Origin of the sequence: Marinobacterium nitratireducens (genome assembly GCF_014645375.1) — a bacterium.
Lineage (GTDB): Bacteria > Pseudomonadota > Gammaproteobacteria > Pseudomonadales > Balneatricaceae > Marinobacterium_A > Marinobacterium_A nitratireducens.
The window spans coordinates 316,949-342,831 of the sequence record NZ_BMLT01000003.1; the positions used below are offsets into that span (position 1 = coordinate 316,949).

At 62.0% G+C, this 25,883-nt stretch carries 26 protein-coding genes; 10 read left to right on the plus strand and 16 right to left on the minus strand.

What is annotated here, in order from left to right:
- Position 1: 1 nt before the first annotated feature.
- The 9 genes from IEX85_RS07070 to IEX85_RS07110 form a co-directional block, all read right to left on the minus strand.
- Positions 2-844 carry a beta-1,6-N-acetylglucosaminyltransferase gene (locus IEX85_RS07070; RefSeq protein WP_188859851.1) on the minus strand — a complete coding sequence of 281 codons (843 nt, stop codon included), beginning with the start codon at positions 842-844 and terminating at the stop codon, positions 2-4.
- Positions 831-1,751 (minus strand): glycosyltransferase, encoded by a 921-nt coding sequence (locus IEX85_RS07075; RefSeq protein WP_188859852.1) that lies wholly within the window; start codon positions 1,749-1,751, stop codon positions 831-833. Before IEX85_RS07075 ends, IEX85_RS07070 begins: the two co-directional genes overlap by 14 nt.
- On the minus strand, positions 1,738-2,856 hold the full coding sequence (locus tag IEX85_RS07080) for an ATP-binding cassette domain-containing protein (RefSeq protein ID WP_188859853.1): 1,119 nt from the start codon (positions 2,854-2,856) through the stop codon (positions 1,738-1,740). Before IEX85_RS07080 ends, IEX85_RS07075 begins: the two co-directional genes overlap by 14 nt.
- A 53-nt stretch (positions 2,857-2,909) precedes the next feature.
- Complete coding sequence (locus IEX85_RS07085) at positions 2,910-3,995, minus strand: KpsE/RkpR family capsule polysaccharide export protein (RefSeq protein WP_188859854.1); 1,086 nt, start codon at positions 3,993-3,995, stop codon at positions 2,910-2,912.
- Entirely contained in the window at positions 3,995-4,783 is a 789-nt protein-coding gene (locus tag IEX85_RS07090) for an ABC transporter permease (protein ID WP_308425640.1), read from the minus strand. The genes IEX85_RS07085 and IEX85_RS07090 overlap by 1 nt, the downstream gene beginning before the upstream one ends.
- A 72-nt stretch (positions 4,784-4,855) precedes the next feature.
- On the minus strand, positions 4,856-6,580 hold the full coding sequence (locus tag IEX85_RS07095) for a polysaccharide biosynthesis/export family protein (RefSeq protein ID WP_188859855.1): 1,725 nt from the start codon (positions 6,578-6,580) through the stop codon (positions 4,856-4,858).
- A 344-nt stretch (positions 6,581-6,924) separates the two neighbouring features.
- Positions 6,925-7,338 carry an RT0821/Lpp0805 family surface protein gene (locus tag IEX85_RS07100; RefSeq protein ID WP_188859857.1) on the minus strand — a complete coding sequence of 138 codons (414 nt, stop codon included), beginning with the start codon at positions 7,336-7,338 and terminating at the stop codon, positions 6,925-6,927.
- Positions 7,322-7,900 (minus strand): hypothetical protein, encoded by a 579-nt coding sequence (locus tag IEX85_RS07105; protein ID WP_188859859.1) that lies wholly within the window; start codon positions 7,898-7,900, stop codon positions 7,322-7,324. Before IEX85_RS07105 ends, IEX85_RS07100 begins: the two co-directional genes overlap by 17 nt.
- A gap of 738 nt (positions 7,901-8,638) precedes the next feature.
- Positions 8,639-9,658 (minus strand): hypothetical protein, encoded by a 1,020-nt coding sequence (locus tag IEX85_RS07110; RefSeq protein ID WP_188859861.1) that lies wholly within the window; start codon positions 9,656-9,658, stop codon positions 8,639-8,641.
- 85 nt (positions 9,659-9,743) lie between these two features.
- Between IEX85_RS07110 and IEX85_RS07115 the strand changes: the two genes are divergently transcribed.
- The 8 genes from IEX85_RS07115 to IEX85_RS07150 all read left to right on the plus strand — a co-directional run bounded on the left by IEX85_RS07115 (position 9,744) and on the right by IEX85_RS07150 (position 16,185).
- On the plus strand, positions 9,744-10,358 hold the full coding sequence (locus tag IEX85_RS07115; protein WP_188859863.1) for a TetR/AcrR family transcriptional regulator: 615 nt from the start codon (positions 9,744-9,746) through the stop codon (positions 10,356-10,358).
- A 33-nt stretch (positions 10,359-10,391) separates the two neighbouring features.
- Positions 10,392-11,258 (plus strand): fumarylacetoacetate hydrolase family protein, encoded by an 867-nt coding sequence (locus tag IEX85_RS07120; RefSeq protein WP_188859865.1) that lies wholly within the window; start codon positions 10,392-10,394, stop codon positions 11,256-11,258.
- A gap of 34 nt (positions 11,259-11,292) precedes the next feature.
- Complete coding sequence (locus tag IEX85_RS07125) at positions 11,293-11,499, plus strand: dodecin (protein ID WP_188859867.1); 207 nt, start codon at positions 11,293-11,295, stop codon at positions 11,497-11,499.
- A gap of 562 nt (positions 11,500-12,061) precedes the next feature.
- Complete coding sequence (locus tag IEX85_RS07130; RefSeq protein ID WP_188859869.1) at positions 12,062-12,211, plus strand: hypothetical protein; 150 nt, start codon at positions 12,062-12,064, stop codon at positions 12,209-12,211.
- Between the two features lie 266 nt (positions 12,212-12,477).
- Positions 12,478-12,744 (plus strand): EF-hand domain-containing protein, encoded by a 267-nt coding sequence (locus tag IEX85_RS07135; RefSeq protein WP_188860110.1) that lies wholly within the window; start codon positions 12,478-12,480, stop codon positions 12,742-12,744.
- 72 nt (positions 12,745-12,816) lie between these two features.
- On the plus strand, positions 12,817-14,256 hold the full coding sequence (locus IEX85_RS07140) for a sensor histidine kinase (RefSeq protein ID WP_188859871.1): 1,440 nt from the start codon (positions 12,817-12,819) through the stop codon (positions 14,254-14,256).
- Between the two features lies 1 nt (position 14,257).
- Positions 14,258-14,788, plus strand: coding sequence for a hypothetical protein (locus IEX85_RS07145; protein ID WP_188859873.1), 531 nt, complete (start codon positions 14,258-14,260; stop codon positions 14,786-14,788).
- 2 nt (positions 14,789-14,790) lie between these two features.
- A complete protein-coding gene (locus IEX85_RS07150; protein ID WP_188859875.1) occupies positions 14,791-16,185 on the plus strand; it encodes a sigma 54-interacting transcriptional regulator in 1,395 nt (464 codons plus the stop codon).
- 142 nt (positions 16,186-16,327) lie between these two features.
- Here IEX85_RS07150 and ybaK read toward each other — a convergent pair whose 3' ends face one another.
- Both ybaK and IEX85_RS07160 read right to left on the minus strand, forming a co-directional pair.
- A complete protein-coding gene (gene ybaK, locus IEX85_RS07155; RefSeq protein WP_188859877.1) occupies positions 16,328-16,801 on the minus strand; it encodes a Cys-tRNA(Pro) deacylase in 474 nt (157 codons plus the stop codon).
- A gap of 76 nt (positions 16,802-16,877) precedes the next feature.
- Entirely contained in the window at positions 16,878-17,414 is a 537-nt protein-coding gene (locus tag IEX85_RS07160) for a BPSL1445 family SYLF domain-containing lipoprotein (RefSeq protein WP_188859879.1), read from the minus strand.
- A gap of 168 nt (positions 17,415-17,582) precedes the next feature.
- On the opposite strand from IEX85_RS07160, the gene IEX85_RS07165 reads away from it, so the two are divergent.
- Positions 17,583-18,980 (plus strand): tetratricopeptide repeat protein, encoded by a 1,398-nt coding sequence (locus tag IEX85_RS07165; protein ID WP_188859881.1) that lies wholly within the window; start codon positions 17,583-17,585, stop codon positions 18,978-18,980.
- Positions 18,977-19,771, plus strand: a complete 795-nt coding sequence (locus IEX85_RS07170) for an MOSC domain-containing protein (protein ID WP_188859883.1) — start codon at positions 18,977-18,979, stop codon at positions 19,769-19,771. The genes IEX85_RS07165 and IEX85_RS07170 overlap by 4 nt, the downstream gene beginning before the upstream one ends.
- 363 nt (positions 19,772-20,134) lie before the next feature.
- Here IEX85_RS07170 and IEX85_RS07175 read toward each other — a convergent pair whose 3' ends face one another.
- The 5 genes from IEX85_RS07175 to IEX85_RS07195 form a co-directional block, all read right to left on the minus strand.
- The gene (locus IEX85_RS07175; RefSeq protein ID WP_188859885.1) at positions 20,135-20,560 is read right to left on the minus strand and encodes a YbaN family protein; all 426 of its coding nucleotides are present in this window, start codon (positions 20,558-20,560) and stop codon (positions 20,135-20,137) included.
- Positions 20,550-22,682: a tRNA(Met) cytidine acetyltransferase TmcA gene (locus IEX85_RS07180; RefSeq protein ID WP_188859887.1), complete on the minus strand. Its 2,133-nt coding sequence runs from the start codon at positions 22,680-22,682 to the stop codon at positions 20,550-20,552. Before IEX85_RS07180 ends, IEX85_RS07175 begins: the two co-directional genes overlap by 11 nt.
- A gap of 85 nt (positions 22,683-22,767) precedes the next feature.
- Positions 22,768-23,898 (minus strand): GGDEF domain-containing protein, encoded by a 1,131-nt coding sequence (locus tag IEX85_RS07185; RefSeq protein WP_188859889.1) that lies wholly within the window; start codon positions 23,896-23,898, stop codon positions 22,768-22,770.
- Positions 23,899-23,973: 75 nt separating this feature from the next.
- The gene (locus tag IEX85_RS07190) at positions 23,974-24,150 is read right to left on the minus strand and encodes a hypothetical protein (RefSeq protein ID WP_188859891.1); all 177 of its coding nucleotides are present in this window, start codon (positions 24,148-24,150) and stop codon (positions 23,974-23,976) included.
- Positions 24,151-24,277: 127 nt separating this feature from the next.
- Positions 24,278-24,883 (minus strand): DUF924 family protein, encoded by a 606-nt coding sequence (locus tag IEX85_RS07195; RefSeq protein ID WP_188859893.1) that lies wholly within the window; start codon positions 24,881-24,883, stop codon positions 24,278-24,280.
- Between the last annotated feature and the right edge of the window lie 1,000 nt (positions 24,884-25,883).

The following is a 25,883-nucleotide window of genomic DNA, read 5'->3' on the forward strand; positions in this document are numbered from 1 at the left end:
CTTAGAATACTTTTCTAACAAAAAAATAATCGTTACCGACTTTCGGCAAACTTTCTTTTTCGAAAATTTCAGGCTGTCCACAATCATCAAAATTGTAGTACGTAAGTGTTTTAACAATCTTATCTCTACTAGCTATATGCTTAAACACCAGAGTTTGGAACATACATTCATCCGGTATCCAGACAGTTTTAAAAAAACGCGTCATTTCCGGAGACTGCAAAATTTCTTCTACTATATTCTGCAATAACTCGAAAGGCAGGCACCACCACTGGCTGCCAAAGCGTATCTCATTGATACCTTTTGGCAGTCTTCGTATCAAGCCCATATCCCGCTGCAACCAATACAGCCTTCGAAACAGCCAAGGATTTCTTCTGAAGTTCAGAAAATGATGATATCGATACCTATCATCACACATCCCATCCTTTATCCAGCTCTTATCCTTACATTCAATAAAGGCGCCTCCCCTGTTTTCAGCCAGGTAGACCTTAAGCTCATGCAAGGGCTTTATGGGATAACAGGTACCGCTCAAAAGGTAGAAGTAATCGCTGGGCTCAGGCAGATTCAGTGCATACTGAATAAGATTAAGAGTGGCCTGTGCAATACTGAATTCACCCCATCCACAGGCTACGCGTTGAGGCTTCGGCAAAATATGTACATTAGTTTTTTTTTCGTTGACTGCAATAAGGCGCTTATATTCGTGACGGGGTGACTTTTGGTCATAATGAATCACGATTTTCGCACTCGGGTCTTCTTCCAGCCTTTCGATCAGCGCCTGTAAACGTGCCGGGTTATCATGGGCGAGTATAAGGTAAGTGATGCTGATATCCCAGTTACTGGCTGTCACTTTCCATTAACCGCTTAAGCTTGGCGAAATTCTTTTTGTGCTGGTAATAGCCCCAGCCTTTGCGTTTGGGGTGGTAGAGGTGAACCAGGGTTACCCCATGCTCCAGTACCTGTTCACCATAGAGTGCGAAGTACGCCCTAAAACCGCGGTAAGCTGTTATCGGGCCGCTGCCTGTGTTCAGGCTATAGTCCTGTGGCTTTTCCCCGATGGGATAGCGTTCCCCCAGCCGGTGCAGCAATTCGAAGTCTTCCGCACCATGGCCATCGTAGGTTTCATCATGCCCGCCGATGGCAATCAGATCATCCCGGTTCATCACGATGCAGGAACTGCCCTTCACAAAGTGCTGTAACAGGCCTGATGAAGCAGGTGTTGCCAGTTCAGAACTCCAGCGGTCAAGTTTTTGATTGCCGGGCAGGTCCTGCAGGAAGCGCTCTGTCGCGTCTTCAGTCAGGAAGCCTATGGGTATACAGAAAAACCGCTCGGGCCGCTTACTCAGCTCACGCAACTGTATCTCTTCCGCAATACGCGCGTACATGGCAGGCATGCCAATAAAGTCCACATCATGAAAAATTACCACCGGTGTACTGGCCAAACGCGCCCCCCGGTTGCGGCTGCGGGCCAGTGAAAACCGACGCCAGCGGGTATTCAAGCGATAAAAGCAGGCATCGGCACGCTGTGCCGTAATGGTCTGAAGCTGGGCGGATACCTTTTTGGGGCTGCCGTCATCGACTACGATAGTTTCGAAGCTAGCGGGTATGGTCTCCAGCAAACGATGAAGCCGCTGCAGGCTGTCATCGGTGACCTTGCGCGCGCGGATCGGAATTACGATACTGGCCTGATGCACCGTTGCTGACGCGTATTCTGGTGTAACGGAGTCTGGTTTTACCTGCTTGTCAGTCTGACCCATCGATCTCTTCCAGCTCTGCTTCAGCCTGCGCCTTGCGCTTTTGCGCCGCCTGCTCGGCCTTTTGTATTACGGATATTTCAGTCTCGGTGAGCTGGCTGGACCCGGCACCAGCGATAACAGAAGCCAGCGCATTCAAGCTGCCTTGCGCCTTACTGACAGCCTGTTTGGCCGCTGTGCGTATGCCATCAGGTGTGTTTTTTAGAATGGCAGCGATCTCATCCACGCGTGACTTGGCCTGTGTATGCAGCCGCTGGAGAACACCGACCTCTTCCCTGGGCCATTTATCACGGCGTGCGGCGGCCACACACAATCGCAGGCCATTGGCTTTTGCCCGCGCCTGCTGCAGTTCCCTACGCAGGGTTTGAATCTGCTCCTTACTGAGCGCGGATGGCTCCAGCGCTGCGAGGCTTTCACCATCCGCGGAGATCAGCTGCGTTTTGTTTTTATCGCTATCCGCATGATAAGCCACGATGGCGTCTGCAATATCGTCGTACCAGTGAGCCTTGCCATCTTTCAGATAAATACCGGCCTGACAAAGGTCGCGTAATATCCCCTCGCCGTGGGACACCATAATCAGCGACGCCTGACCCACCTTGTCTCTGAAGAGCTGCTTTGCTTTATCCTTGAACGCGCGGTCACCAACCGCGGTGGCTTCATCCGAGATATACACATCGAAATTGAACGCGAACGACAGCCCGAATCCCAGGCGCGAGCGCATACCGGAAGAATAGGTTCTGATCGGCTCATCAAAGGCTTCACCGATTTCGGCAAAGTCTTCAACAAAGCGAATAATCCGATGCATTTCTTTTTCGGTACCACCCAGCGCGCGGGCAACGAACTTGACGTTTTGCCGACCGGTCATGCTGCCCTGGAAGCCTCCGGCCAGACCGATCGGCCAGGACACGCGACAGCGACGCAGCACCTCACCTTTGTCCGGGCTGTCCATCCCGGCAATCAGGCGCAGCAGCGTCGACTTGCCCGCACCGTTGGCACCGATCAGCCCCACACTCACGCCTTTGGGAATTGTGAGGTTGATATCCTTCAGTATCCAGTCGGAGCCGTGGTGGTTGTGGTAGCGCTTGTGCAGGTTACGGATTTCTATCATGGGTACGGTATCAACTCATAGCGATGGGGCGTAGCCAGCCATTTTCTAAAACACTAATCGCGGTGATCACGAACAATCAGCACCAGCATCTGCACGATCAGTCCCAGAAAAAGGGCAATAATCGTAAACACCACCAGGTTATACAGCCGTTGTGGCTCCAGCGGGTATTCCGGCAGTGTCGGATTTTGCAACACCGACAACTGCTTGAGTTTGCGCGCCGCTTCTATGCGTGTGTTTTCCAGTGCAACCAAGGCGCCGGAGTAGCTTTGCTGGGCAAACTGAGCACTCAGTTCCAGCGTCTGATACTCCGATGACAATACGTTCAAGGCTCCACCGGCCTGCTGCGCGGTGCGCGCCCGCTCCTGGCTAATCTGCTTGATCAACGCATCGATCTCGGCTTCAACTCGACGAATATCGGCGGAACGCGAACTTTGATAGCTCCGCAAGGCTGTACGTTTTGCTCTGAGATTAGCAAGCTGCGCTTCGAGGCTGGCTACCACCGCATTGATGCTTTCCACTGCTCCCGTGGGGGATGTCAAGCCATTTTCGTTCTGGTATTCGATCAATGCCTTGCGCGACTGATCAAACTTGATTGCCAGCTGATCAACCTGAGTCTCGAGGAAGCGTACCTGCTCTTCTGCCAGCCGCTGCCCCATCTGATTCATATGCTGCTCACCTTCTTCCAGCATCAGGGACACGATTGCATGGGCCATATCGGGCGTAAAGGCCGATACCCTGATGCGTAAGACTCCTGCGTAGTCGTCCAGCTCGACCTCTACATGTTTGAGGTAATACTGATGCAGCTCTTCGGTCGGCACGTCCTTGTCAGATAGTGCCGAGAAAAAATCAATACCGGCCTCTGAGTAGTGCTTTCTGAACCCAAGTTGCGCATCGATGTACTTCAGCATATCAACGGAGAGCAGATAGTCACGCAACAGCAGCATATCGCTGTTGTTACCGCCACCGCTCAACAGCGACTGGAAGTTCAGTGTCGGCGCTGACAACTGGGGACTTTCTAGCACCACATTGGCTTCGGATACATAGCGATCACTGGCCCAGATCAGCTGGTAGAAGCCGACAATGACAATTGCTAGCAGGCAGACGAACCAGTAGGGATAACGCTTGATGAACGGGTACATCATTGTCTCTTGAGTCTCTGTTCAAATCTAAGATGCAGCGCAAGGCCGAGCGCGGTAAAACTCAATATCCAGCACCACAGGTAGACAGCACTGGTACCAGTTACGGGGCGGTACGAATCAAAGAAAGCGCCTCGGAGCAACTCAAGCCCATGCACGATAGGGTTCCACATCAGATATTCAAGTACCGTATGCGGAATGAAATTCAGCGGAAAAATGACACCGGAAATAATCAACAATGGCAGCGATGCCAGACGAATGATTTTACCAATCTCAGGCACCAACCCCGCGATAGCGGAAGCAATCAGCCCAGCACTAGTCCCCAGCAGCCAAAGTGAGAGCCAATAGAACAGCGCATGCAGAGGCTCATCGGGTATAAAGTTAATTTCTAGTAGCACACCAGCCAAGATAAAAAGCAGGAATATGAACGTCCGGAGCATTCCTTCGAGATAACAACGTATGAAAACCGGGTCTATTGGTTTTACCTGCCGATAGGCAAAGAGCGCTGCATTGGCATCCACTGCCCCGATCGGTCGCATCAAATTTTCACGAACCAGGAAGAAGCCAAACAGCCCTGTGATTATCCAAGGAATGTACTCCGCACCATCTATGTGACGCATTCGGCCCATAATGGTCGTGCGAATCAACACCATGATGGTAATCATCGCAATCGGCTCGAACAGCATCCAGAACCAGGCCATGCGGTCTGCCATGGTACGTGCGAGGGCTTCGCGAATAAACATGGCATGCCAGACCGAGCGGGTGACCTGCCAGGAGGTACGGGTGTTCAAGACTTCAAACTCCGTAGGAGGGAGGCGGGGCCCAGACCAGAAAATGACGGTCTGGAACCCGCAAGTACCGCGTTACAGATCAATCGCAACCTTGGTGGCGATGGCGATCTGATAGATGATCTGCGACAGGCTGGTGGCCAGCTGCAGGTTCTTGGTCGGGACCATCGGCAGCACGAGGATTTCGTCGCCGGGGCGCAGTGCGACGTCGTCGGCGTTGCGCACTTCGCCGTTCTGGCGCACGACCAGGATATGCTCATCGTCGGCGTGCTGGGTGAAGCCGCCGGCACCTTCGATATAGTCGCTGACCGAGACGCCCGGGTTGTAGACCACGGACTGCGGTACCAGGACTTCGCCGCTGATCAGCACCGAGTCGCTGTATTCGGGCAGCGTGATGACGTCGCCGTCCTGCAGGCGAATGTCGGTGACGCGGCCTTCCTGGGCGACGACCAGGCGACCGCTGGGCTCCACTTCCTTCGCGCGTTCGACGAACTGAGCGATCAGTTCGGCTTCACGCACGCGAATCTCGGCTTCCTGCGGCGTCGAGGACGAAGCGCCGAGGTAGGTGGTTTCGAGGCGGCGCAGGCTTTCGTCGAGCGAGACCTGCTGGCGCTCGGCGACGCTTTCGCGGCGCAGCGAGATGCTGTGCACGTCGGTCAGGTCGCGCGGCACGGCGATGTTGTCGAGCAGGTCGTGCAGGCGCGCGTCTTTCGGCAGCGCGTAGCGGGACGGGCCGTAGTAGCTGCCCTCGACCTGCACCACTATGGTTTCGTCGCGCATATCGGCGCTGAACAGAACCTCGTCGCCATCCTGCAACTGCTGGGTACGGAACTCGCCGGTGTTGTAGTAGAGCGAGATCGGGCCATCGCTACGGCTGCCGCGCAACAGGACATGGGTGACGTCGGGCTTGAGACGGGCCAGATCCAGCAGCGCGCCGCCGTTCAGGGTCTCCGGCGCCAGTTCGTAGCGGTAGTCACGCTCGACATCGCCGGTGACGGCCACGGCCGGCCCGCGCTCGGAGACGACGATGGTGTCGCCGTCACGGAACTGCGGGCGCGCCAGATCGCCGTTGAGGAGGAAGTCGTAGAGGTCGGCGGTGGCGATGACCTGGTTGTTGCGCAGCACCTTGATCTGGCGGTAGCTGCCGAGCGCATCGTCGATGCCGCCCGCCTGATCGAGGAAGTACAGCAGGGAATCGCTGGGCGTACCGGCGTATCGGCCGGGATTCTGCACGTAGCCGGTGACGAACACCGCGACCGGCTGCACGCCCTGGAGGTTGGTGTAGACCTGGACGTTCTCCGGATACACCGAGCGTACCGCCTGGGTCACGCGGCTGTTGAGTTCGCCATTGCTGAGCCCCTGTACCTTGATGGGGCCAATGGCCGGGATGAAGATATTGCCCTGGGCGTCGACCGGCAGCACGCGCTCGATCTCGACCGCGCCCCAGATGCGCAGCGTGATCTGGTCTCCCGGCACCAGACGGTAGTCCGGGTTCAGGCCGTCGGCGCGCACGCCGCGAAAACCGCCGCTGAACAGGTGCGCGCCGAAGGGACGCAGTGCGTCGGGGTCGTAGGCAGGGACAGGCACCGGCCCGCCGTAGCTGCCGCTGCTCCAGTTGGTCGACATCTGTTCCTGAACGTTGGAAGACATATCCCCGCGCTCGGGAATGGACTGCGCCTGCTGGCTTTCCTGCAGTATGGTCGCCTCGATACCGATGGCGCCCGCCAGCGGCGAGCCCATGCCGAGCGCGGCGGCGAGCAGCGGCGCACCGAGTGTTTTAAAACGTAACGCTAACTTCATGTTTGGACTTCCCTTTGTGCCAGTGACGGCGACAGCCGCCCGCTGCAAGCGGACACCAAGGCGCCTGCGGCGCCTATGATGGATTCCCTTAAAAACCGCTCCTGCGTTTTAAGGATTTCCGCCATCCCTGGCGGTCACACGGCACCCGAACCTGGTGCTTGGCGTCTCGACTAGCCGCCATTGCGCCGTTAACCCATCCTACCCCATCCCACAATTCTGCGGGCGGAGGCCAAGGCGCCTTCGGCGCCTATGACGGGTTACACGGCGCCCGAACGATGTGCAAGACGTCCGAATTGTTCGCCATGCGCCGTTAACCCATCCTACATTTCTTCAGGTTGCGCTGTTTAGCGAGCGACCGCTGAAAGCGAGCGCACCGCGACCCACTGGCCGTTGCCGCCTTCACAGGCAAGCCAGCGTCCGGCCGAGGTGCCGGTCATGCTGCTCACCGACACCTGACGACAGATGCGACCGCTGGCGGCGTAGTAGGTGGCATCGGTGGTCAGTTCGACATTGTCGCCCCAGTAGGTGCTGGCGAAGTAGCGGGTGGACTGCCCACTGCCGGTCGAAAGAAAACCGGAGACTTCCTGCGACAGCGCCTGTCCCTTGGAGACCACAGGCGGCTGCGCCGTGGCGCTGTAGGCGTCCCGGGTCTGATTGCTGCTGCAGCCCGCAAGGACCAGGGCGGCCAGCAGGCTGACGGTCGCTTTGGCGCGACCCGTGCTGATTCGATACATCTGTGACTCAAATCCCTTCAACATGATTGTTCTTCCGCTCACCACTGGGAAGATTGCGTCGGTACTGAACCGCAACCGCGGCGGCCAGTGCGTCCGCCTGCGCCATCACGGCCAGCTCCTGCACCGCGCCCTGCAGATGTGCCGGACACCGTTCGGTATCCAGCGATACCGGCAAGGCCAGGACGTTTTGCCCGACAGAGGCGCTTTCGGCAGAGCCTCCGATGAGCAGCAACGAGGTAACAGGCTTCTGCAAAGCCTGCTGGGCATCAGCCCCTACCACAATAACCAGATCGTCCGACCCCACCGCTGCGCCCGGGCGTCCGTGCAGGTTGCCGGCTTCCACTTCCCGCACCTTGCATCCCGCAGCCGACAGGCTCTTTGCCAGACGGGTCTGTGACACGCCGTTGCCCGCAACGATAATTTCGCCCCGGCAATGGGTCACAAGCCGCACGGCCCGGACAAAGGATTCGTCGATGCTGGCTGCGAGCCGCTCCAGCATCCGCGCCTGCTCCCTGAGGCTGGCGTAGCCGCTCTGCAGTACATCGCCGCCGTTGTCGACCAGCGCCGTAATGGATAATTCCGACATCCCCGCCCTCTCGATCCGGCACTGATGGCGGGATCCTTGCTCGAAAAGTCTGATAACCGGGTGGCCACAACGGGCAGCCAGATTGACCGGTCCTGAAATAACAAATGGATTGTGCAAAGTACCGCGGCGCTGACTATTCTTTCGGGGCGTTTTCAAAAACGGCCCAGAGATCGGCGCCCGCCTGCACTGAGGCCGCGCCTGTTACCTGTCGCGGCGCCAGGCAGCGGAAATATTACTACCTTGTCGCCGGGGGTCACAAGGCGCCAGCGCTTGCGACCCGGCAAAGGCGTTCAGACACGCTACCGCCCGAAGGTTGTTCGTCGGGCAATCCTCAACGCCCCGGGAACGGTTTGTAAGCGGCGAAGACAGCCTCGCCGAAAGCATGCTGCGCCCGCAAAAAGCTCTCAATGATTTCAGACTTTACACGCCGTGACCATAGGAGTTTTTCCTAGTGCGGTGCCGGCGAGGCCCTTTTGACAGAAAATACAGAAAATCCAGAAAGCCCTTATAGATCAATCAATAAGGAAAGCAATTTGCGGGCCATAATGCCACAAGGACTTTAAGACCAAAAGGTTACAGAAATAAGTCTGTAATAGGTGACGGGTGACGGGTGACGGGTGACGGGTGACGGGTGACGGGTGACGGGTGACGGGTGACGGGTGACAACGATTGTTGAGCCTGGAAGCGACGTAGCCAAACTTACGGGCACGCCCCCGGCGCGAATGGACTGTCGGCGCGCTATTCGCGGCGGAGCGCCGCTCCCACGCTATCTATTGCATCTCCTGCGGTATCCATGGCATCCGCCACAGGCGCCAGTCGCAGCCCCCAGGGAGCAAACTCGGGCCCCTCGCCCTCCAGGACCAGAGAGCCGTCAAGACGCCGGCTGAACAGCCGCAGGTATTGCTCGTCGTGACCGTCACGCTGCAGCAGGTGCAACATCAGCTTGCCGCTGGGCATCAGTCGCCAGCGCCCGCTGCGCTCGACGGTGCCGCGCGCATCCGGATAACGCTCGACAAGACTGGCCCATTTGTCGCCATCAAGCGTCAGTTCGACGGTACGACGCGACCCCTGGTCGGTGACCAGGTCGCTGCGGTAGCGCCCGGGCAGCGTCAGGGCAGCCTGGTTGCCGTAACGGACACAGCCGAGGTAACTGTCGCCATTGAGCTTCATCAGCGCTTCGAGCCCGTACCAGATGCCGCTGCGATCCTCGCACTCCCCGTCACGCAGGCCAATCTCGACGCGCTGTTCCGGAATGCCCGGCGCCGTCAGTCGTCCCTGCCAGCGCTGCAGATAGCGCCCTCCTGCCGCCAGCGGCTCGACGTGGAATTTCAGACGCAGCAGCCGCGACTGATCGCGAACCTCCAGCGCCGAATCGCTAAAATCCGCCTCCCAGTCCGGATCGCTGCCTGCCGCACGCCAGTCGATGCCGTTCAGTTCCGCACGACAGGCACTCACGTCGCCACCCGCCACCAGCAGGCGCTGCACCCGGTTTTCTGCGGACACTTCCAGCTCGACAAAAAGCGGCAGACCCGGCAAGGGTACCCGGTCTGTGTAGCGCGGCCCAAGCAGCCCACCGGGGTCCTGCAACAGTACAGATGCACGGGAATAACACGGATCCAGAACCCAGCGGTCGCCGGAAGGCGACAGCATTCCCACCAGGCGCCGGCTGTCGACGGGCTCTGGCAACGGCGCCTGCAATGCTGCACAACCCGGCAGAATTACCGACAGCAGCAAAACCAAAAGCCGTTGATTGTTCATGAGAGTCATCTTATAAATGCACATCTGACTTTATTTATTTTCAGATTTACCAGGACCTGAGTCCCGGCCCGGAGAGGATACACCAATGGCGAGACCGGCAGAATTCGACCGCAACGAGGTGCTGGATATCGCGATGGAAGTGTTCTGGCACCACGGCTACTGCGACACCTCGATCAGTATGCTGGTGCAGGCCACAGGGCTCAAGCCGGGCTCGCTTTACGGTGCCTTCGGCTCCAAGCATGCGCTTTTTCTGGAAGCCCTGGACCTCTATGCCCGCCGGCGGCTGCACTGGATTCATGATATCCTCGCCAGCGCGACCAGGCCGCTGGACGCCATCGGCGAAATGCTGCGCAGCTTGCGCCAGAAGCTCGGAAGCGCGCCCCGGGGCCGGGGCGGAATGCTGACCAAGACCCAGGTCACCATCGGCGCCCACGACGAAGCCATCCGCGACTGCATCTGTCACTATGTCGACCAGATTCAGCAGCTTTTCGAGCAGACACTGGAGCGCGCCCGCCAGTGTGGCGATCTGCCGCAATCCAGCTGCCCACGCTCGCTGGCGCTGCTGATCAGCAACAGTATCGAAGGACTCTGGGTGATGAACAGCCGGCAGGTGGCGCCCGAGGTTTACGACAGCATTCTGCTGCAGCTGCAGCGCGCGATCGCACCGGACTATGCATGGCCGGCGCTGGATGCCGCCTAGCAGCCTTACCCAACAACAAATACCGGAGACACAATGCGCCTGATCACCTTCGAATACCGCAACCAGACCCGCGCCGGCGCCCTGATCGATGACCGCGTCATCGACACGGCGCTCGACCCAGATCTGCCGCAGGACATGATCGGTCTGCTCGCCGCCGGCGAGCCTGCACTCGAGCGCCTGCGCGATCTGGCCGAAAATCCCGAGGCCGGCATCCCGCTTGCCGAGGTGCGCCTGCTGGCGCCGGTGCCGCGCCCCGGCAAATATCTCGCCGTCGGCCTCAACTACGCCGACCACGTCGAGGAAACCGGCCTCGAAACGCCCGAATTCCCAACCTTCTTCAACAAGCAGACCACCTGCGTCACCGGCCCCGAGATGCCGGTGCATCGCCCCCGCATTTCAGACAAACTCGACTACGAAGGTGAACTGGCCATCGTTATCGGCCGCCGCTGCCGCCACGTCACGCCGGAACAGGCGCGCGAGGTCATCGCCGGCTACACCATCGCCAACGATGTCTCGGTGCGGGACTGGCAGATCAAGGCGCCGACCTGGACCCTGGGCAAATCCTTCGACACCCACGGCCCCATCGGCCCCTGGATCGTCACCGCCGACAGCCTGGATCCGCACAACCTGGAACTCAAGACCTGGCTCAATGACGAACTGCGCCAGCACAGCAACACCCGCCACCTGATTTTCGACTGCTACCAGCTGGTGTCGACGCTTTCGACGGTCTGTACCCTGGAGCCCGGCGACATCATCGCCACCGGCACCAGCTCCGGCGTCGGCGTCTCGATGAAACCGCGCGGTTATATGAAAGCCGGTGACCGGGTGCGGGTGGAAATCGAAGGAATCGGGGAATTATGCAACCCCATCGTCGAAGAACCGGACACCGCCTGCTATTAATTAAGGGACCAAAACCCAGCAGGAGGCAATTCCCATGTCCGATCATGTCTATAAGCTGATCGAAGTTGCCGGCTCATCGACCGACGGTTACGACGATGCGGTGAAAAAGGCGGTCACCAAGGCCGCCGCATCCCTGGACCACCTGGACTGGTTCGAGGTCACCGAGATGCGCGGTCATATCCGCGATGGTCAGATCGCGCACTACCAGGTCGTCGTCAAGATCGGCTTCCGCCTGGACTGACGGATACCGATACAGGCTGCAGCCGCAGCCTGTTCCCCTGCCAGCACCAGCGACAATATTCCCGCCCGACTATCCGAGCCGCACTTTGCGCAGGCTGTTGAACATCTCTCTGCGTTGCCAAAGGCGGCGTAAAAACAGGTTTCAGATAGGGTATCAGACCCCGCGCAAATCGTAGGATGGGTGAAACGACGCTCGGTACGGGGTATCCGTTGCCGACTCGGCCCACGTCGTGGAACCCATCGCGTGCTCTCAGAACACCACGACAGCATCGGACGCTGTTGATGGGTTTCCTGTTATGCGCTCCTGCAATATCAGGATTTCCGCCGTCCGTGGCGGTTACGCGGCATCAAACCAGGATGCATCCCGATATGAAGTGCCATCGCGGCTCCACCCATCGACGACTGCGCTTTTTCGCCTGTTCCGGTCCGGGCGGCGTTCGGCACTCCCAGACGGCCTCGCAAACGCTTTTCAACAGCCTGCCAGGCCCGCCATTTAGATTGTTGGCCTGCTATTTGCTTATACCAATCTATCAAGATTGGGACAGCAGCCAAAGGAAAGCCCTATGAACAAATCCGTACTGCTCGGATTGACGACGCTGATCACCATCGCCGCGCTTGCCGCGACCCATCAGGCGATGAAACCCAGCCCCGTTCGCCAGTTGCAACTCGCCCCCCAGGCGATCCAGCCTGACGACAACAGCGAGCGCGGCTAATCCGCCCTCAAGCCACGCTGTCTCTTTTTGGATACATCTTAAGTTGTTGATTTTTATAGACCCGGAACCCACTCAACCCTATCCGTATCCAAAAAGAGACAGATTTCCGGTAGACTTCCGCCGGCTGCATCCGACTCTGCACGGTGACGCTCGCGCACAGAAATCATAAGCCATTGATTTTAAATATAAAAACCCCATCAGGCCCGAAACTTGTAGTAGCAGATCGATTGTCAAACGATTGTGTAGTAGTGACAAGGAGTGCCCGAATGAAACGAGTTGCCGCCGTACTTGGCAGTGCCGCCCTCACCTCTGCTTTCCTGGTACTGGCACAGCCTGCCGCCGAGAACGTACAGGCCGAGTCATTGCCCAACCTGCCACGCCCGGCGTTCAACGAACTGGACCGCAACGGCGATGGCCGGCTGAGCTTTCTGGAAGCCAAGCAGGACGAGCGGCTGATCGGCGAGTTTTACCGCATGGATCTCGATCTCGACGGTTTCCTGAGCCCTGAAGAACTGCGACGTTTCCAGGCCTGAGTCCCGGAACCGCAGGATCCGCAGCGACAGATGGATGTCGCCAGCCAACGACAGTCGAGCTAAGATGGATAATTGAACACTTTCGTCGAGCTTCAATCCCCTCCCATGACCCGGACCCATCGCTGGCGGGCAGGTTCGCTGCGCCAGTTGGTACTACTGGCCTTTCTGCTCGTGGTCACGCCGCTGGGCATATTGCTGTATCAGGCCAGCAATGAACTGGTGTCGCAGGCCCGCCAGGGACGCGAGGGAGCCCGACTGTCGCTGGATATCAGCCGCCGCAATCTGCAGCTGGACGTTCTCGCCGAAGATATCCTGCGCTCGGCAAGTCAGTACGCGATTCTGCAACGAGAGGAGATTCGCCAGCGCCTCCTGCAGCAAATCGGCGACTACCGCAAGCTGCTCGACATTCAGCGTTTCGCGTTCGAAGGCAATGCCGTGATGCCGTCGCTGCACGAAACCCTGGACCAGATCGAGCAGGCCGACAACAGCGAAACCGGCGCTCCGCTGCTGCAACAGCTGGTACTGCTGACCGACGAGCTGATCGCCCAGAGCAGCCGTCAACTGGAACAGCGGCTCGCCGACCTCGACCTGCAGGCGCGCGCCACCCAGCAGAAGCTCTGGACGCAGGCGACCATCCTGATCGCCCTGTCGGCGCTGCTGATACTGTTTTTCAGCGTGCGCATCAGCCAGCCGGTCAGTGTGCTGATCGAACGCATCCGCGCCCTGGGACACGGCCATACCAACACCGACAGACGCCTGCGGGGCCCGCGCGAACTGGTCGACCTCAATGAACAGCTGGACTGGCTGGCCGACCACCTGCGCGAACTCGAGGAGGAAAAACACCGCTTCCTGCGCCATATTTCACATGAGCTGAAAACCCCGCTGACCACACTGCGGGAGGGCTCCGACCTGATGGCCGAAGAGGTCGCCGGCCCGCTGACCGACAACCAGCGCGAGATCGTCGAACTGATCCAGCGCAACAGCTTCGAACTGCAAACCCTGATCGAGCAGCTGCTGGACTACAATCGCCTGCAGCAACCCAACAGCCTGCTCATTCGCAGCACCAGCCTCGACAGCTGCCTCAATGCCGCTCTGCAGCCGCACCGGCTGCTGCTGGAACAGAAACGCATTCGACTCGAGCGCCCCGCGAAGGATGCGCACTGGCCGACCGACCGTCCGATGCTGCATCGAATTCTCAGCAACCTGATCTCGAATGCGATCTACTACGGAGACGAACAAGGAGAGCTCTTCATCCGCTACCAGGCGCTGAACGACCGTATGCAGATCGACGTCGGCAACACGGGACCCACGATTCCCGACAACGAGATCGAGCATATTTTCCAGCCATTCTACCAGGGCCGGAACCGTCGTCGCGGCCCGCTCAAGGGCTCGGGTATCGGCCTCAGCGTTGCCCGCGACGCTGCCAATGCCCTGGGCGCGGAGCTTGCTCTGGTCACCAACAGCGAACACCGGGTGGTGTTCAGAATTCAACTGCCCGCAGTGAGTGACTGAAATGTCAGCAAAGCTGCTTACTCGACAACTGCCCCGGGGACTGGCCCTGCTGGCGCTCATCGCCGGCCTGCTTGGTTGCGGCGCGACCGCTACGCAGCCCACAGCGGATGCAGCGACTTCGCCAAAGGACTCAGGGCCGGCCTGCTACGTCAGTGGCGAGAGCCTGGCTCACCTGCTGCGACTCGAGCACCGCTATCTGCTGGCCGACTCCGACGAGCAACGCATGCGTCAGCTGATGGAGGCGCGGCAGAGCCGCGACAAGGCGCTTGAAGCCCTGCTGCTGATCAGTCCGGCTTCCTCTGCGGAGGACAGCAGACTCGGCGCCGAGCTGCTCGGCAGCCTGCCGCTGTACCCGGACGACAAATGCATCGCCGACCGCTACCTGTTCCTGCACCTGAGCCAGGTCCGGCACGACCTGGCGCGCAGCGACGAGCTCAAGGCCCGCGAAGACGAAATCACCGAACTGAAACGCAAGATAGAAGCGCTGACCGATCTGGAACAGCAGATCACGCGCCAACGCAAGGATTTGTGAGAATGAATACGACTCCACAGCTGCTACTGGTTGACGACGATAGCGCCCTGCTCAAGCTGCTCAAGATGCGCCTGCAGGCCCAGGACTATCGCGTCAGCTGCGCCGAAAGCGGCCAGGAAGCGCTGCAGGTCCTGGCTGCAGAAACGATCGACCTGGTCATCACCGACCTGCGCATGGATCAGATGGACGGCATGGCGCTGTTCGAGCAGATCCAGCAACAACGGCCGGACCTGCCGGTCATCATCATGACCGCCCACGGCTCGATCCCCGAGGCCGTCTCCGCCACCCAGCGCGGCGTCTATGCCTTTCTGACCAAGCCGATCGACCGCGACCAGCTGCTCGACACCGTCCGCGCGGCGCTCAACACCAGCGCCCGGCGTCAGGATCAGGAATGGCGCGCCGGCATCATCGGCGCCAGCCCCGCCATCGAGTCGCTGCTGCAGCAGGCGCAACGCGTCGCCGAATCCGACGTCAGTCTGCTGATCACCGGCCCGAGCGGCAGCGGCAAGGAATGCTTCGCCAAGGCGATCCACAAGGCCAGCCGACGGGCGGGCAAGGCCTTCGTCGCCATCAACTGCGGCGCGCTGCCCGAACAGCTGCTGGAATCGGAGCTGTTCGGCCATACCAAGGGTGCCTTCACCGGCGCCATCACCCAGCACCGAGGCCTCTTTCAGGCTGCGCACGGCGGCACCCTGTTTCTCGACGAAATCGGCGATATGCCGCAGTCGCTGCAGGTCAAGCTGCTGCGGGCGCTGCAGGAGCGCATGATCCGCCCGGTCGGCTCGACGGAGAGCATCCCGATCGACGTCCGTGTCATATCGGCCACCCACCGCGACCTTGAAAAAGCCATCGAGAGCCATGAGTTCCGCGAAGACCTCTACTACCGCCTCAACGTGGTCAACCTGGACCTGCCGCCGCTGCGCGACCGTCCGGAGGACATCCCGCTGCTGACCCGGCACTTCCTCGGCAAGGCCGCGGACCGCCACAATCCGCGGGTGCGCGGGATCTCGCCCGGCGCCATTCACCTGCTGGCCCAGGCCGCCTGGCCCGGCAACGTGCGTCAGCTGGAAAACGTGATCGAACAGGTGGTGGCGCTGAGCAACAGCCCGATCGTGCCGGAAGGCCTGGTCGCCCAGGCGCTGGCGAACCAGGAGAGAGTGGTGCCTTCGTTCAACGAGGCGCGGGCGGATTTCGAGAAGCGCTACCTGATCAAGGTGCTGCGCATCACCGAGGGCAACGTCACCCACGCCGCCCGCATTGCCCAGCGCAACCGCACCGATTTCTACAAGCTGCTCAACCGCCATGGTCTGGAAGCCGCGGAGTTCAAACCCAGCGAAAGCGCCACCACCGCCGCGCTCAAGAGCAGCAGCCAGCAGCGCGTACGCCGCACCGGCTGACACTATTCGCGGCGGGGGCGCCGCTCCCAGGAAGACGGCTCGAGCGCCTGATAACACCTGTAGGAGCCGCGCCTCGCGGCGAACAAAACCAGCACTGTGCCGGAAATTCGTGGCGGGGGCGCCGCTCCCACGAAAACGGCTTTCAGCGCCCTATCGGCGCCATGATCGCGCCGGTCAGGCGAATCAGGTCTTCGGCCGCCATCTCTATCTCGAGCCCGCGCCTGCCGGCGCTCATATACAGCGTCGGGAAATTGCCGGCGCTGCTGTCGAGCGCCATCGGCAGACGTTTCTTCTGCCCCAGCGGACTGATGCCACCGACGACGTAGCCGGTAGCCCGCTCGGCGTCACCAGGATCGGCCATACTGGCCTTCTTGGCCCCTAGAGCCGCGGCGACCGCTTTCAGGTCCAGCTGTCCCGACACCGGCACTATCGCCACACCGAGCCGGCGCGGGTCGCCGTTGAGCGCAACCAGCAGCGTCTTGAATACCCGCTCGGGCGGCTGGCCCAGCGCATCCGCCGCTTCGAGCCCGTAGGAAGCCGCCGCCGGATCATGGGTGTACTCGTGTATCTGGAAAGGAATCCTGGCCTTCCGGGCCACATTGATTGCAGGGGTCATAAAAGTGGACAGTCAACAGTGCCAAGTGAACAGGGGCTAACTGTAAACTGTCCACTCGAAACAGGCCACTACTCGACTACTTGTCCATACGGGTGATTTTGGAGCCTTCCAGCGTCAGGTTCGCCATCAGACCCTTGTTGGAAAAGACAAAACCGATGATCGGCTGCTGCAGCGTATGGGTGTCGATGGTGCCGCCGGTGCCGAGGGTGGCGATGGCGACGCTGCCGTCGACCCCTGCCTCCCAGCCCTTGCTGGTACGGAATTTATCGAGCGCTTCCTGGGTCATGAAGAGTACCACCTGGCTCTTGATCTGGGCGCCGAGCTGCAGCCCGATCGAGGCCGAAGCGGTGCTGTAGTAGTCGACGGTCTGGCCACCGATCCGCAACGCCCCCTCGCCGTACTCGCCGCCGATGCCAACGCCGGCCTTGTACACCTCCGGGAACACCAGTACGCCCTTGGCCTGCAAGGCCAGTTCACGTGCAGCCTGGGATTCCTGATAAAGAGTTTGCAGCGCCTCGTCGGCCTTGGCATCGATTTCTTCCCGCGATGCGGCCTGTACGGTGACGGCGATCATCAGGGCGAACACTGCGAACACGAACTGTCTGAGTCTCATAAGACTGATCTCCTGGAAATGGACCTTCCTGCAGGACGGACCCTGACAACGCGCACCAGGACGACTTGGGTCTCGATCACCGGCTGCAGTATAGTACCGGGTTTACGCCTGTGCCCCCGGGACAGATCACCAACGCCAACCGCCTCCAGCTCTGTCGCTTCAGTACCGATGCAAGACCGAAAAACTCTGCAACAAGCGCTCGTTCTGCTACAACAGGGACGTCTCCAGGACGTCGTCACCCTCTGTCTGCCGATGCTGAAAAGGAACCCCGACCAATTTGCGGCGCAGCACCTGTGCGGCGTCGCACTGCTGCGTCTGGAACAGCTCGACGGCGCCGAAAAACACCTGCGTCACGCCTGTCGTTGCCCGGCACCGGCCACCCAGCTGGCCCAGGCCAGCAATAATCTGGCGCTGTGCCTGCAACACAGAGGCAAGCTTGACGAAGCATCCATGGCCATCGACAACGCACTGCGACACCAGCCGGACGAGGCCGCCTACTGGGTCAATCGCGGCAATATCTGCGAAGCGCAGGGCGACTGGCAGCGGATGAGCACAGCCTTCGAGCGCGCGCTGTCGCTGGCCCCGCAGCTGCCCGAAGCCCGCACCGCACTGGCCGTTGCCTGGCGCCAGCTCGGACGCCGCCGCCAGGCGCTCGGGCTGCTCGAGCAGAGCCCCGAACAGGACTATGACTGGCTGTGCGAGTACGTACTGCTCCTGTTGTTGCAGGGCGCCGGGGACAAGGCGCTGAAACTGCTCGACCAGGTGCCCGACAGCGACAGCCTGCAGGGTGTCGCCGACTACGTCGCGGAGGCCGGCCACGGCGACCTTGCGGCGCCGCTCTACCGGCGCGTTTTGCAGCTGGACCCGGACAACGACACGGCAACCTACCTGCTGGCCTCGCTCAATGGCGAAAGCGCCATAAAGGCCCCGCGGGCCTATGTCGAAGGCCTGTACGACCGCCATGCCGGTCAGTTCGAACAGCGTCTGGTCGGGCGTCTTGGCTACCGGGCTCCGGAACTGCTGGCGCAGGCCCTTGCCACGCGGCTGCCGGACGCGCCCGCCTGCGCGCTGGATCTGGGCTGCGGCAGCGGCCTGCTGGGTCAGTCGCTGCGGCGGCATTTCCCCGGGCTTGCGGTAGACGGTCTCGATGTCTCGGCGCAAATGCTGGCGCAGGCACGCAGCAAGGGCTGTTATCGTGCGTTGCATCACGGTGATGCGATCACGCAACTGGCGCTTTTGCCCGCTGCCCGCTATCCGCTGATCGCCAGTACCGATATGCTGATCTACCTCGGCGACCTCGAACCGCTGTTCGCCGTGGCCGTCCGCTGCCTTGAACCCGGCGGGTTGCTGGCGCTAACGGTCGAGGCCGGCCAAAGCACCGAGCCCGAGCTGCAGCCAAGCGGACGCTTTCGCCACAGCAGAGCCTACCTGGAAGCACTGACCGACCGGCATGAGCTGCAGCTGCGGGTGCTCGAGCCGTTCGACCTGCGTCGGGAAAAGGAGCGGATGCTGGAGGGACTGATGCTGATCGCACAGGCCCCGATAACGGAAACGGAGACACCATGATCAGACTGAGTTCGCTGCATATCTACCCGATCAAGTCCACGGCCGGCATCGGTCTCGAGCGCGCCTTCGTCGAACGCGCGGGCCTTGCCTTCGATCGCCGCTTCGTCCTGACCGACAATGACGGGCAGTTCCTGACCGCGCGCAGGCACCCCCGGCTGCTGCAGGTCAGAGCCACGCCGACCTCTGATGGTCTGGTGCTGAGCGCCACCGGCTGCAGCGACCTGCGACTGCGCTATGACGACTTCCCGGCAGCGTATCGAACCATCAGCGTCTGGAACGACCAAATCGAGGGCCAGCACTGCAGCGACAGCGCAGACCGCTGGTTCAGCGAATGGCTGGGCCTCGAGTGCAGCCTGCGCTACTTCGGCACGCGCTCGAGCCGCCAGACCGACCGCGCGCCCCTCTCACCGGTCGCCTTCGCCGACGGTTATCCGCTGCTGCTGATCGGTGAGGCTTCTCTCGCCGACCTGAATTCACGCCTGCCGGCGCCGGTAGCGATGGCACAGTTTCGCCCCAACCTGGTGATCAGTGGCAGCGATGCCTTCGCCGAGGACAGCTGGCGCCGCATCCGTATCGGTTCCCTCGAGCTGGAACCGGTCAAACCCTGCGCGCGCTGCGTGCTGACGACCATCGACCCGGTAACGGCAGAACGTCACCCGCGCCAGGAGCCGCTGCGCACCCTGACAGGCTACCGACGCGACAGCGAAGGCCAGGTCAACTTCGGCCAGAATCTGGTGCCGCTCGGCGAAGGCGTGCTGGAAGTCGGGATGGAGGTGGAGATTCTGGCGTAGGGTGCCGGTGAGAGAAGCGAACCGCACCAAAACCCATTTCCGCGGGGCGCCGCTTCTCCTGCGACCGAGTGTCGCGCCACCGCAGCAGATAATCGCAGGTGGCGCGCCCCGCGGCGAATCGAATCTGGCACCGTGCCAACCCGTTCGCGGCGGGGGAAGTGACCGTACGTTTGGGTGCGCCACTCCCACGAAACAGCTGTAGGAGCCCGGTCCCCGGGCGAACCGAAGCCAGGCTTCGACGCTCTAACTTTGACGCGCTCCCGAAAAGCTCGCCCGCGGAGCGGGCTCCTACACACGATTCGCAGGCCCTGCCGATCACTCACAGGAGCCGCTCCCACAGGCATACTCCCACAGGCGCAGCGTCTAAGAGGCACTCCCGGTGTCATCGCCCATTGCAGCTTTGGCCGCGCGTGCCTGCGGCACCGACGGGCGGCTCCAGACATAGACCAGTGCGAACAGCACGCAGGCGCCGGCCAGCGCCTTGAGGCGCCAGTCGAATTCACGGAACAGTAGCGGATAGCTGACGAGCGCGAGCATCAGCGTGGTCGACAGGCATTTGATACGCAGCGGAATCACGCCGTAGGCCTCCCAGTCGCGTATCATCGGCCCGAACAGGCGCTGATTGAGCAGCCAGCGGTGCAACCGCTCGGAGCTGCGGGAAAAACAGAAGGCCGCCAGGATCACGAACGGCGTCGTCGGTAGCAACGGCAGCACCACGCCGATGGCACCGAGCAGCAACGCCGTGACGCCGGCAATCCAGTAAAGCAGACGCACCAGTCTAGGTCTCATGGCCCTCCCCACGGCTTTCGAGCAGACGCGCCATGATAGCGCGCAGCGCACGCACCTGGGCGCGGCGACCGCCAGCACTGACCGCGGCAAGACGCTCCCAACTGTGACGCTGCAGCACCACCCGGATAAGCAGTTGCTGCTGCGTCTGATCGAGCCCGGCGCGAATCCAGCTTTCCGGCCCCGCGCTGCACAGCTTCCATAACGCCGGCTCGCAGCTCTCGAAGGCGCGATTGTGATGCGCGAACACCTCGATTTCCATGCGCTCCCCCTGCGACAGGCGTATGGGTTCCGTCGAGGGTAACAGACTCGCCACCAGGCGTGCATCCAGATCCGCCAGCTGTGCCGGTAACTGGTGCAGCAGCCGCAGGCGCAGACGCTCGCGGGCCTCATCAAGTAGCTCCCGGGCCGCAGCACCGAGCGGCGCTAGCAGGATAACCGCGAAGGTGCCGCCGACCGGATCCCGGCCGGCCCCCAGGCGCACCGGCAGATAGTCGTTGCCGGTCCAGAAACTCAGCAGATCCTCAGTAGCGCCGAAACAGGTGCCCAGATAGTCGATATGCCGGGGTCGCGCCCAGTCCGCCAGCGCGCCGAGCAGGCGGCTGGCGATCCCGCGACGCTCCAGCATCGGGTGGGTGGCGATACGCATGATACGCAGCGCGCGCAGATCGCCAGCCTGGCACAGGCCTTCCTGGCCGATCAGCGCCTGCGGGATCAGGTGTCCCGGCGGTCGGCGACGGCCCTGGTAGATGCCCTCGACAAGATCCGCCGGCAAGTCTCCCTCTTCGACCACCAGCATCGCCGCCGCCAGATGACCGTTGCAGCTTGCCGTCCAGACGGCCAGGTTCGGGCTGTCGAGCAGAATGCGCAGATCCCCCGGCGTGGTGCGGTAGTGCGCCAGTACCAGCAGCCCGAAAAGCTCCGACAGCAGGGGCGCGTCGGTGAGCAGGCGGTCACGGTCGAGCCGGCACAGCGACAGGTCGCCGGGTGCGAAACCCTCAAAGGCCCTTGCCGGCGCGGCCTCCGCATCCAGCATCAGCATCCGGAACGACAGCTCCTCGAGCGGATCCCCCTGACACCAGCGCACCGGCTGTTGCATCCGCACCTCGCGCCAGTTGGGCGCGCGACGCTGCAACTCGCGACGAAAGCGCACCGCAAAGCCCCTCCCGGTGCCCTCGTAACCATGAACCGTAGTGGCGAATACGATGCGGGGAAAACGCGCCAGCAGTCCCGACAATACCGGCGCCGGAATGGCCGCTGCTTCATCGACCAGCAGCAGCTCACCCTCGCCTTCGCCGTGCAGCAGGCGCTCGGGAGAAAAGTAACGTACGCGCGGGTGATCGAACGGATCGCCCCGGTGCTCACCTGGCTGGCCGTCGTGCAGCCGCGCGAACAGTTCGGCCGCGGCGGCCCGCGTGGGCGCCGTGACCAGCACGGTGCCCTCGTTGCGCAAAAGCCAGCGCGCCGCCGCCAGCCCCAGCGACGCGCTCTTGCCGCGCCCGCGATCCGCTGTCAGCACCAGCGGAACGGAAACCTCGAGCGCCGCCAGCACGGCATCGACGGCATGACGCTGATCAGCGGTGCGATACGGCGGCTTTGCCGCTGCTGCTGGCACAGGGCTATCGGGCAGCGGCAACGGTGACGCCACCTGCCCCTGAGCCACCGCGATCACGCGACTGTCGGCCTCCAGCGTGGTCACCAGATGCGCCAGAAAACGCCGGCCGACGTCGTCGGCGCTGTAGGGATAGACCGCAATGGCGGCGTGTTCCGGGTCGTCGAAGTCGCGCCAGCTGTCCGCCGGAGGGGTCAACAGCAGCGCCAGAGCGCCGCCACGGAGAGTGCCGACGGCCTGACCGAAGGCGTTGGGGTTGAAGCCACTGAAGGCGTCGAAGACGAGAGCGCCGCACTCGCTGCCGAGCCGGCGCTGTACCTCGGGGGCTGCCAGAGCCTCGATGCCGTCCGGCGCCGCTGCGCCGACCCAGAGCGGCTGCTCGATGACGGCGTCCCGCAGCCAGTCAGCCGCCTGCGTTCGTGCCCAGTCCGCCTCGCCCTGCAGCCAGACCAGCTGCCGGCGTCCGGCGCGGGCATTGATGGCAACGAGGGGCTCGAGAAGATCAAACAGCATCAGGGGGTTCCCGGGAGGCTTGGCAGATGCCGGCCATTGTAGCGTTTTTCATGCAGCCCGGGGCCGGCCCCCGTGCAACACAGGCTCAGACCAGCATCGTCCTGACCGCGGGCGCGGTTTCGATATCGGCTTCGACCCGGTCCCGACCGTTACCCTTGGCACGGTACAGCGCCCGGTCGGCGCGCTCGAGAATAAACTCCGGCTTGAGCGCCGACGAGGGTTGCAGGGTACACAGGCCGACGCTAATGGTCACGATGCTGTCGACTTCGCTGTACTCGTGGGGAATCGCCAGATCGCGGATATGCCGCCGACACCGCTCGGCCAGGTCCTGCGCGTTCTCGTTGGTGGCCGGCAGCAGCAGCGCGAACTCCTCGCCGCCGTAACGCGCCACCAGATCGCCGGGACGCGCCACGGTCTGCCCGAGCGCCCGGGCTATCTGCTGCAGACAACGGTCGCCGGCCGGATGCCCGTAGTGATCGTTGTATGCCTTGAAGCAGTCCACATCCACCATCATCAGTGTCAGCGGCGTGAAATCCCGGATCGATCGCCGGCATTCGCGCTGCAGGCAATCATCGAAATGGCGACGATTGGCAAGGGCCGTCAGATCGTCGGTCGCCGCGAGAGTATTGAGTCGCTCCAGCGCCTGCCCGAGCTCGCGGGTACGTTGCTCGACCAGCCGCTCCACCTCCTGCGAGCGGTGCAACAACTGGCGCAGCCCGACATGGGCCAGCAATGTCAGCGTCAGACCGAACAGCAGCACCAGCAACGGCACCTGATCGTCGTACTGGTCAAGGTAACGTGTCGAGGGGATAGCGGTGACGCTCCAGGAGGACGCCCCCGCGATACTGATCTGACGCTGCAGCGCCAGCTCCGGCCGGATATCCGAAGGATGCGCGCTGGCGTACAGCTGCCTCGCGGGCACTGAGCCATCACTGATCAGTATCTGCAACGCCGGGCCGCCCTCGAGCATCCGCGCGTCGGCGACCAGTGACTCGAGACGGATCCGAGCCGACAGCTCGCCATTCGAGAGGGACGACTGGCCCTGGTCAAGCGGTCGCCGGACCACCAGCGCACCGTCGTCAGGCAACGCCAGCTGAGTCAACCCGATCCTGAAACCCGGCTGGTCAGGTGTCGCGGGGCGCCAACTCAACGCCTCGAGCGCCCTGCGACTCTGACCGAGAACCCGGGCGGAGGTTTCGAACTCTGCGGCGCTCACCTCGGAGGAGCCCTTGAACAGTATCTCTAGCGCCTCCAGCGCCCCAAGGTGCCGCTGCAGCGTCTGCTCCAGGCGCTAGAAGCGTACCGAGATATCGCGATTGAACTGCTCGACCGCCTGCCGCTCCTGCGTCTGCAGTACCGAGTGCCAGGCCAGCAGCGACAGCATCAGCCCCGCTACGATGACAAGACCGCGCCATCGGCGCTGGCGCTTGGCCGCGAAAAAGCCGCTGTTTCGATTATCCTGCGTCAATGCCTGCTACCCCGATGGCGTCCTGCTCCCGGTGCCTGGAGCCGGCACCGGTCAGCCCAGTAAAGCGACAAAGGCCAACTGACGCAACCCGGCGCCCCGTCAAAGTGAAAGCGTCGCGTCCTCGCCGCTATTGCCCCCAGCGACGATGCGACTGGTTCAGATACGCCAGCTCCTCCGGTGTCGATACGCGTTCCAGGGCGTCGTTGCGATGGGGGAAGCGGCCGAAGCGCACAATGAGGTCACGATGCTGGTGTGCGTAGTCGAGCGCGTTATCGATTGTCGCGCGGCGTTGAAAAGGCACTTCCCGGCGCAGCTCCTCGAGCGTTTCGATATGCAGATCCTGCGCCTCGAGCGACTCGGCGTGCTCCAGCGGCATATAGAAAAATAGCCGCTCGGCGAACTCCAGCCCGCGATCGTGGCCAAGCTCGATGCCCCGCTGACAAAGATCCAGCGCCCGGGAATCTCCGGCAAAGGCGTCAGCGCTGCCGCGGTAGATACTGCGGGTAAACTGATCCAGCAGCAGGATCAGTGCCAGGCGCCCGCGCGGGTTGCCGCTCCAGGCTTCGAGCTCGCCGCGCATGGCCTGGCGCACACGGCAACCGAACAGCTCATCGAGTTCGCGATCGACCTCTTCCTGGCCGCCCCACCAAAGCGACTGCTTGGATTCCACCGCAAAACCTTCACACAACGGCCCGAACCAGAACTGAAGAATTTCCTCGAACGCTTCGGTCATAACCCCACTCCACAGACTCCAACGAACCCGACACTGAAGTATAGGAGAACCTCGCCTGTGTGGCAGCGGCGCACCGCCGCGAATGAGCGGCCCCCCGTGCCAGCAAGGTTCGCCCGGGGACCGGGCTCCTACATCCGGAAGCAGCCTCGTGCCTGCGCCTGCAGCAGCTCACTCCGTGAGCGAACCCCGCCGCGCATGAGAGGGCACCGCACCGGCCCGGTTCGCCCGGGGACCGGGCTCCTACACCCGAAAGCGGCCTTGTGCCTGCGCCTGCAGCAGCTCACTCCGTGAGCGAACCCCGCCGCGTATGCGAGGGCACCCTGCCTGCCCGGTTCGCCCGGGGACCGGGCTCCTACACCCGAAAGCGGCCTTGTGCCTGCGCCTGCAGCAGCTCACTCCGTGAGCGAATCCCGCCGCGCATGAGAGGGCACCCTGCCTGCCCGGTTCGCCCGGGGACCGGGCTCCGACATCCGGTAGCGACCTCGTGCCTGCGGTCGCAGGAGCTCACTCCGTGAGCGAACCCCGCCGCGTATGAGACGGCACCCTGCCTGCCCGGTTCGCCCGGGGACCGGGCTCCTACACCCGGAAGCGGCCTCGTGCCTGCGGTCGTAGGAGCTCACTCCGTGAGCGAACCCCGCTGCGCGTGAGAGGGCCCCGTGCCAGCACGGTTCGCCCGGGGACCGGGCTCCTACATCCGGAAGCGGCCTTGTGCCTGCGGTCGCAGGAGCTCACTCCGTGAGCGAACCCCGCCGCGTATGCGAGGGCACCCTGCCAGCCCGGTTCGCCCGGGGACCGGGCTCCTACATCCGGCAGCGACCTCGTACCTGCGGTCGCAGGAGCTCACTCCGTGGCGAACCCCGCCGCGCATCAGAGGGCACCCTGCCTGCCCGGTTCGCCCGGGGACCGGGCTCCTACATCCGGAAGCGACCTTGTGCCTGCGCCTGCAGCAGCTCACTCCGTGAGCGAACCCCCACGAAAAGGATGGCAACTCCTCTGGCAG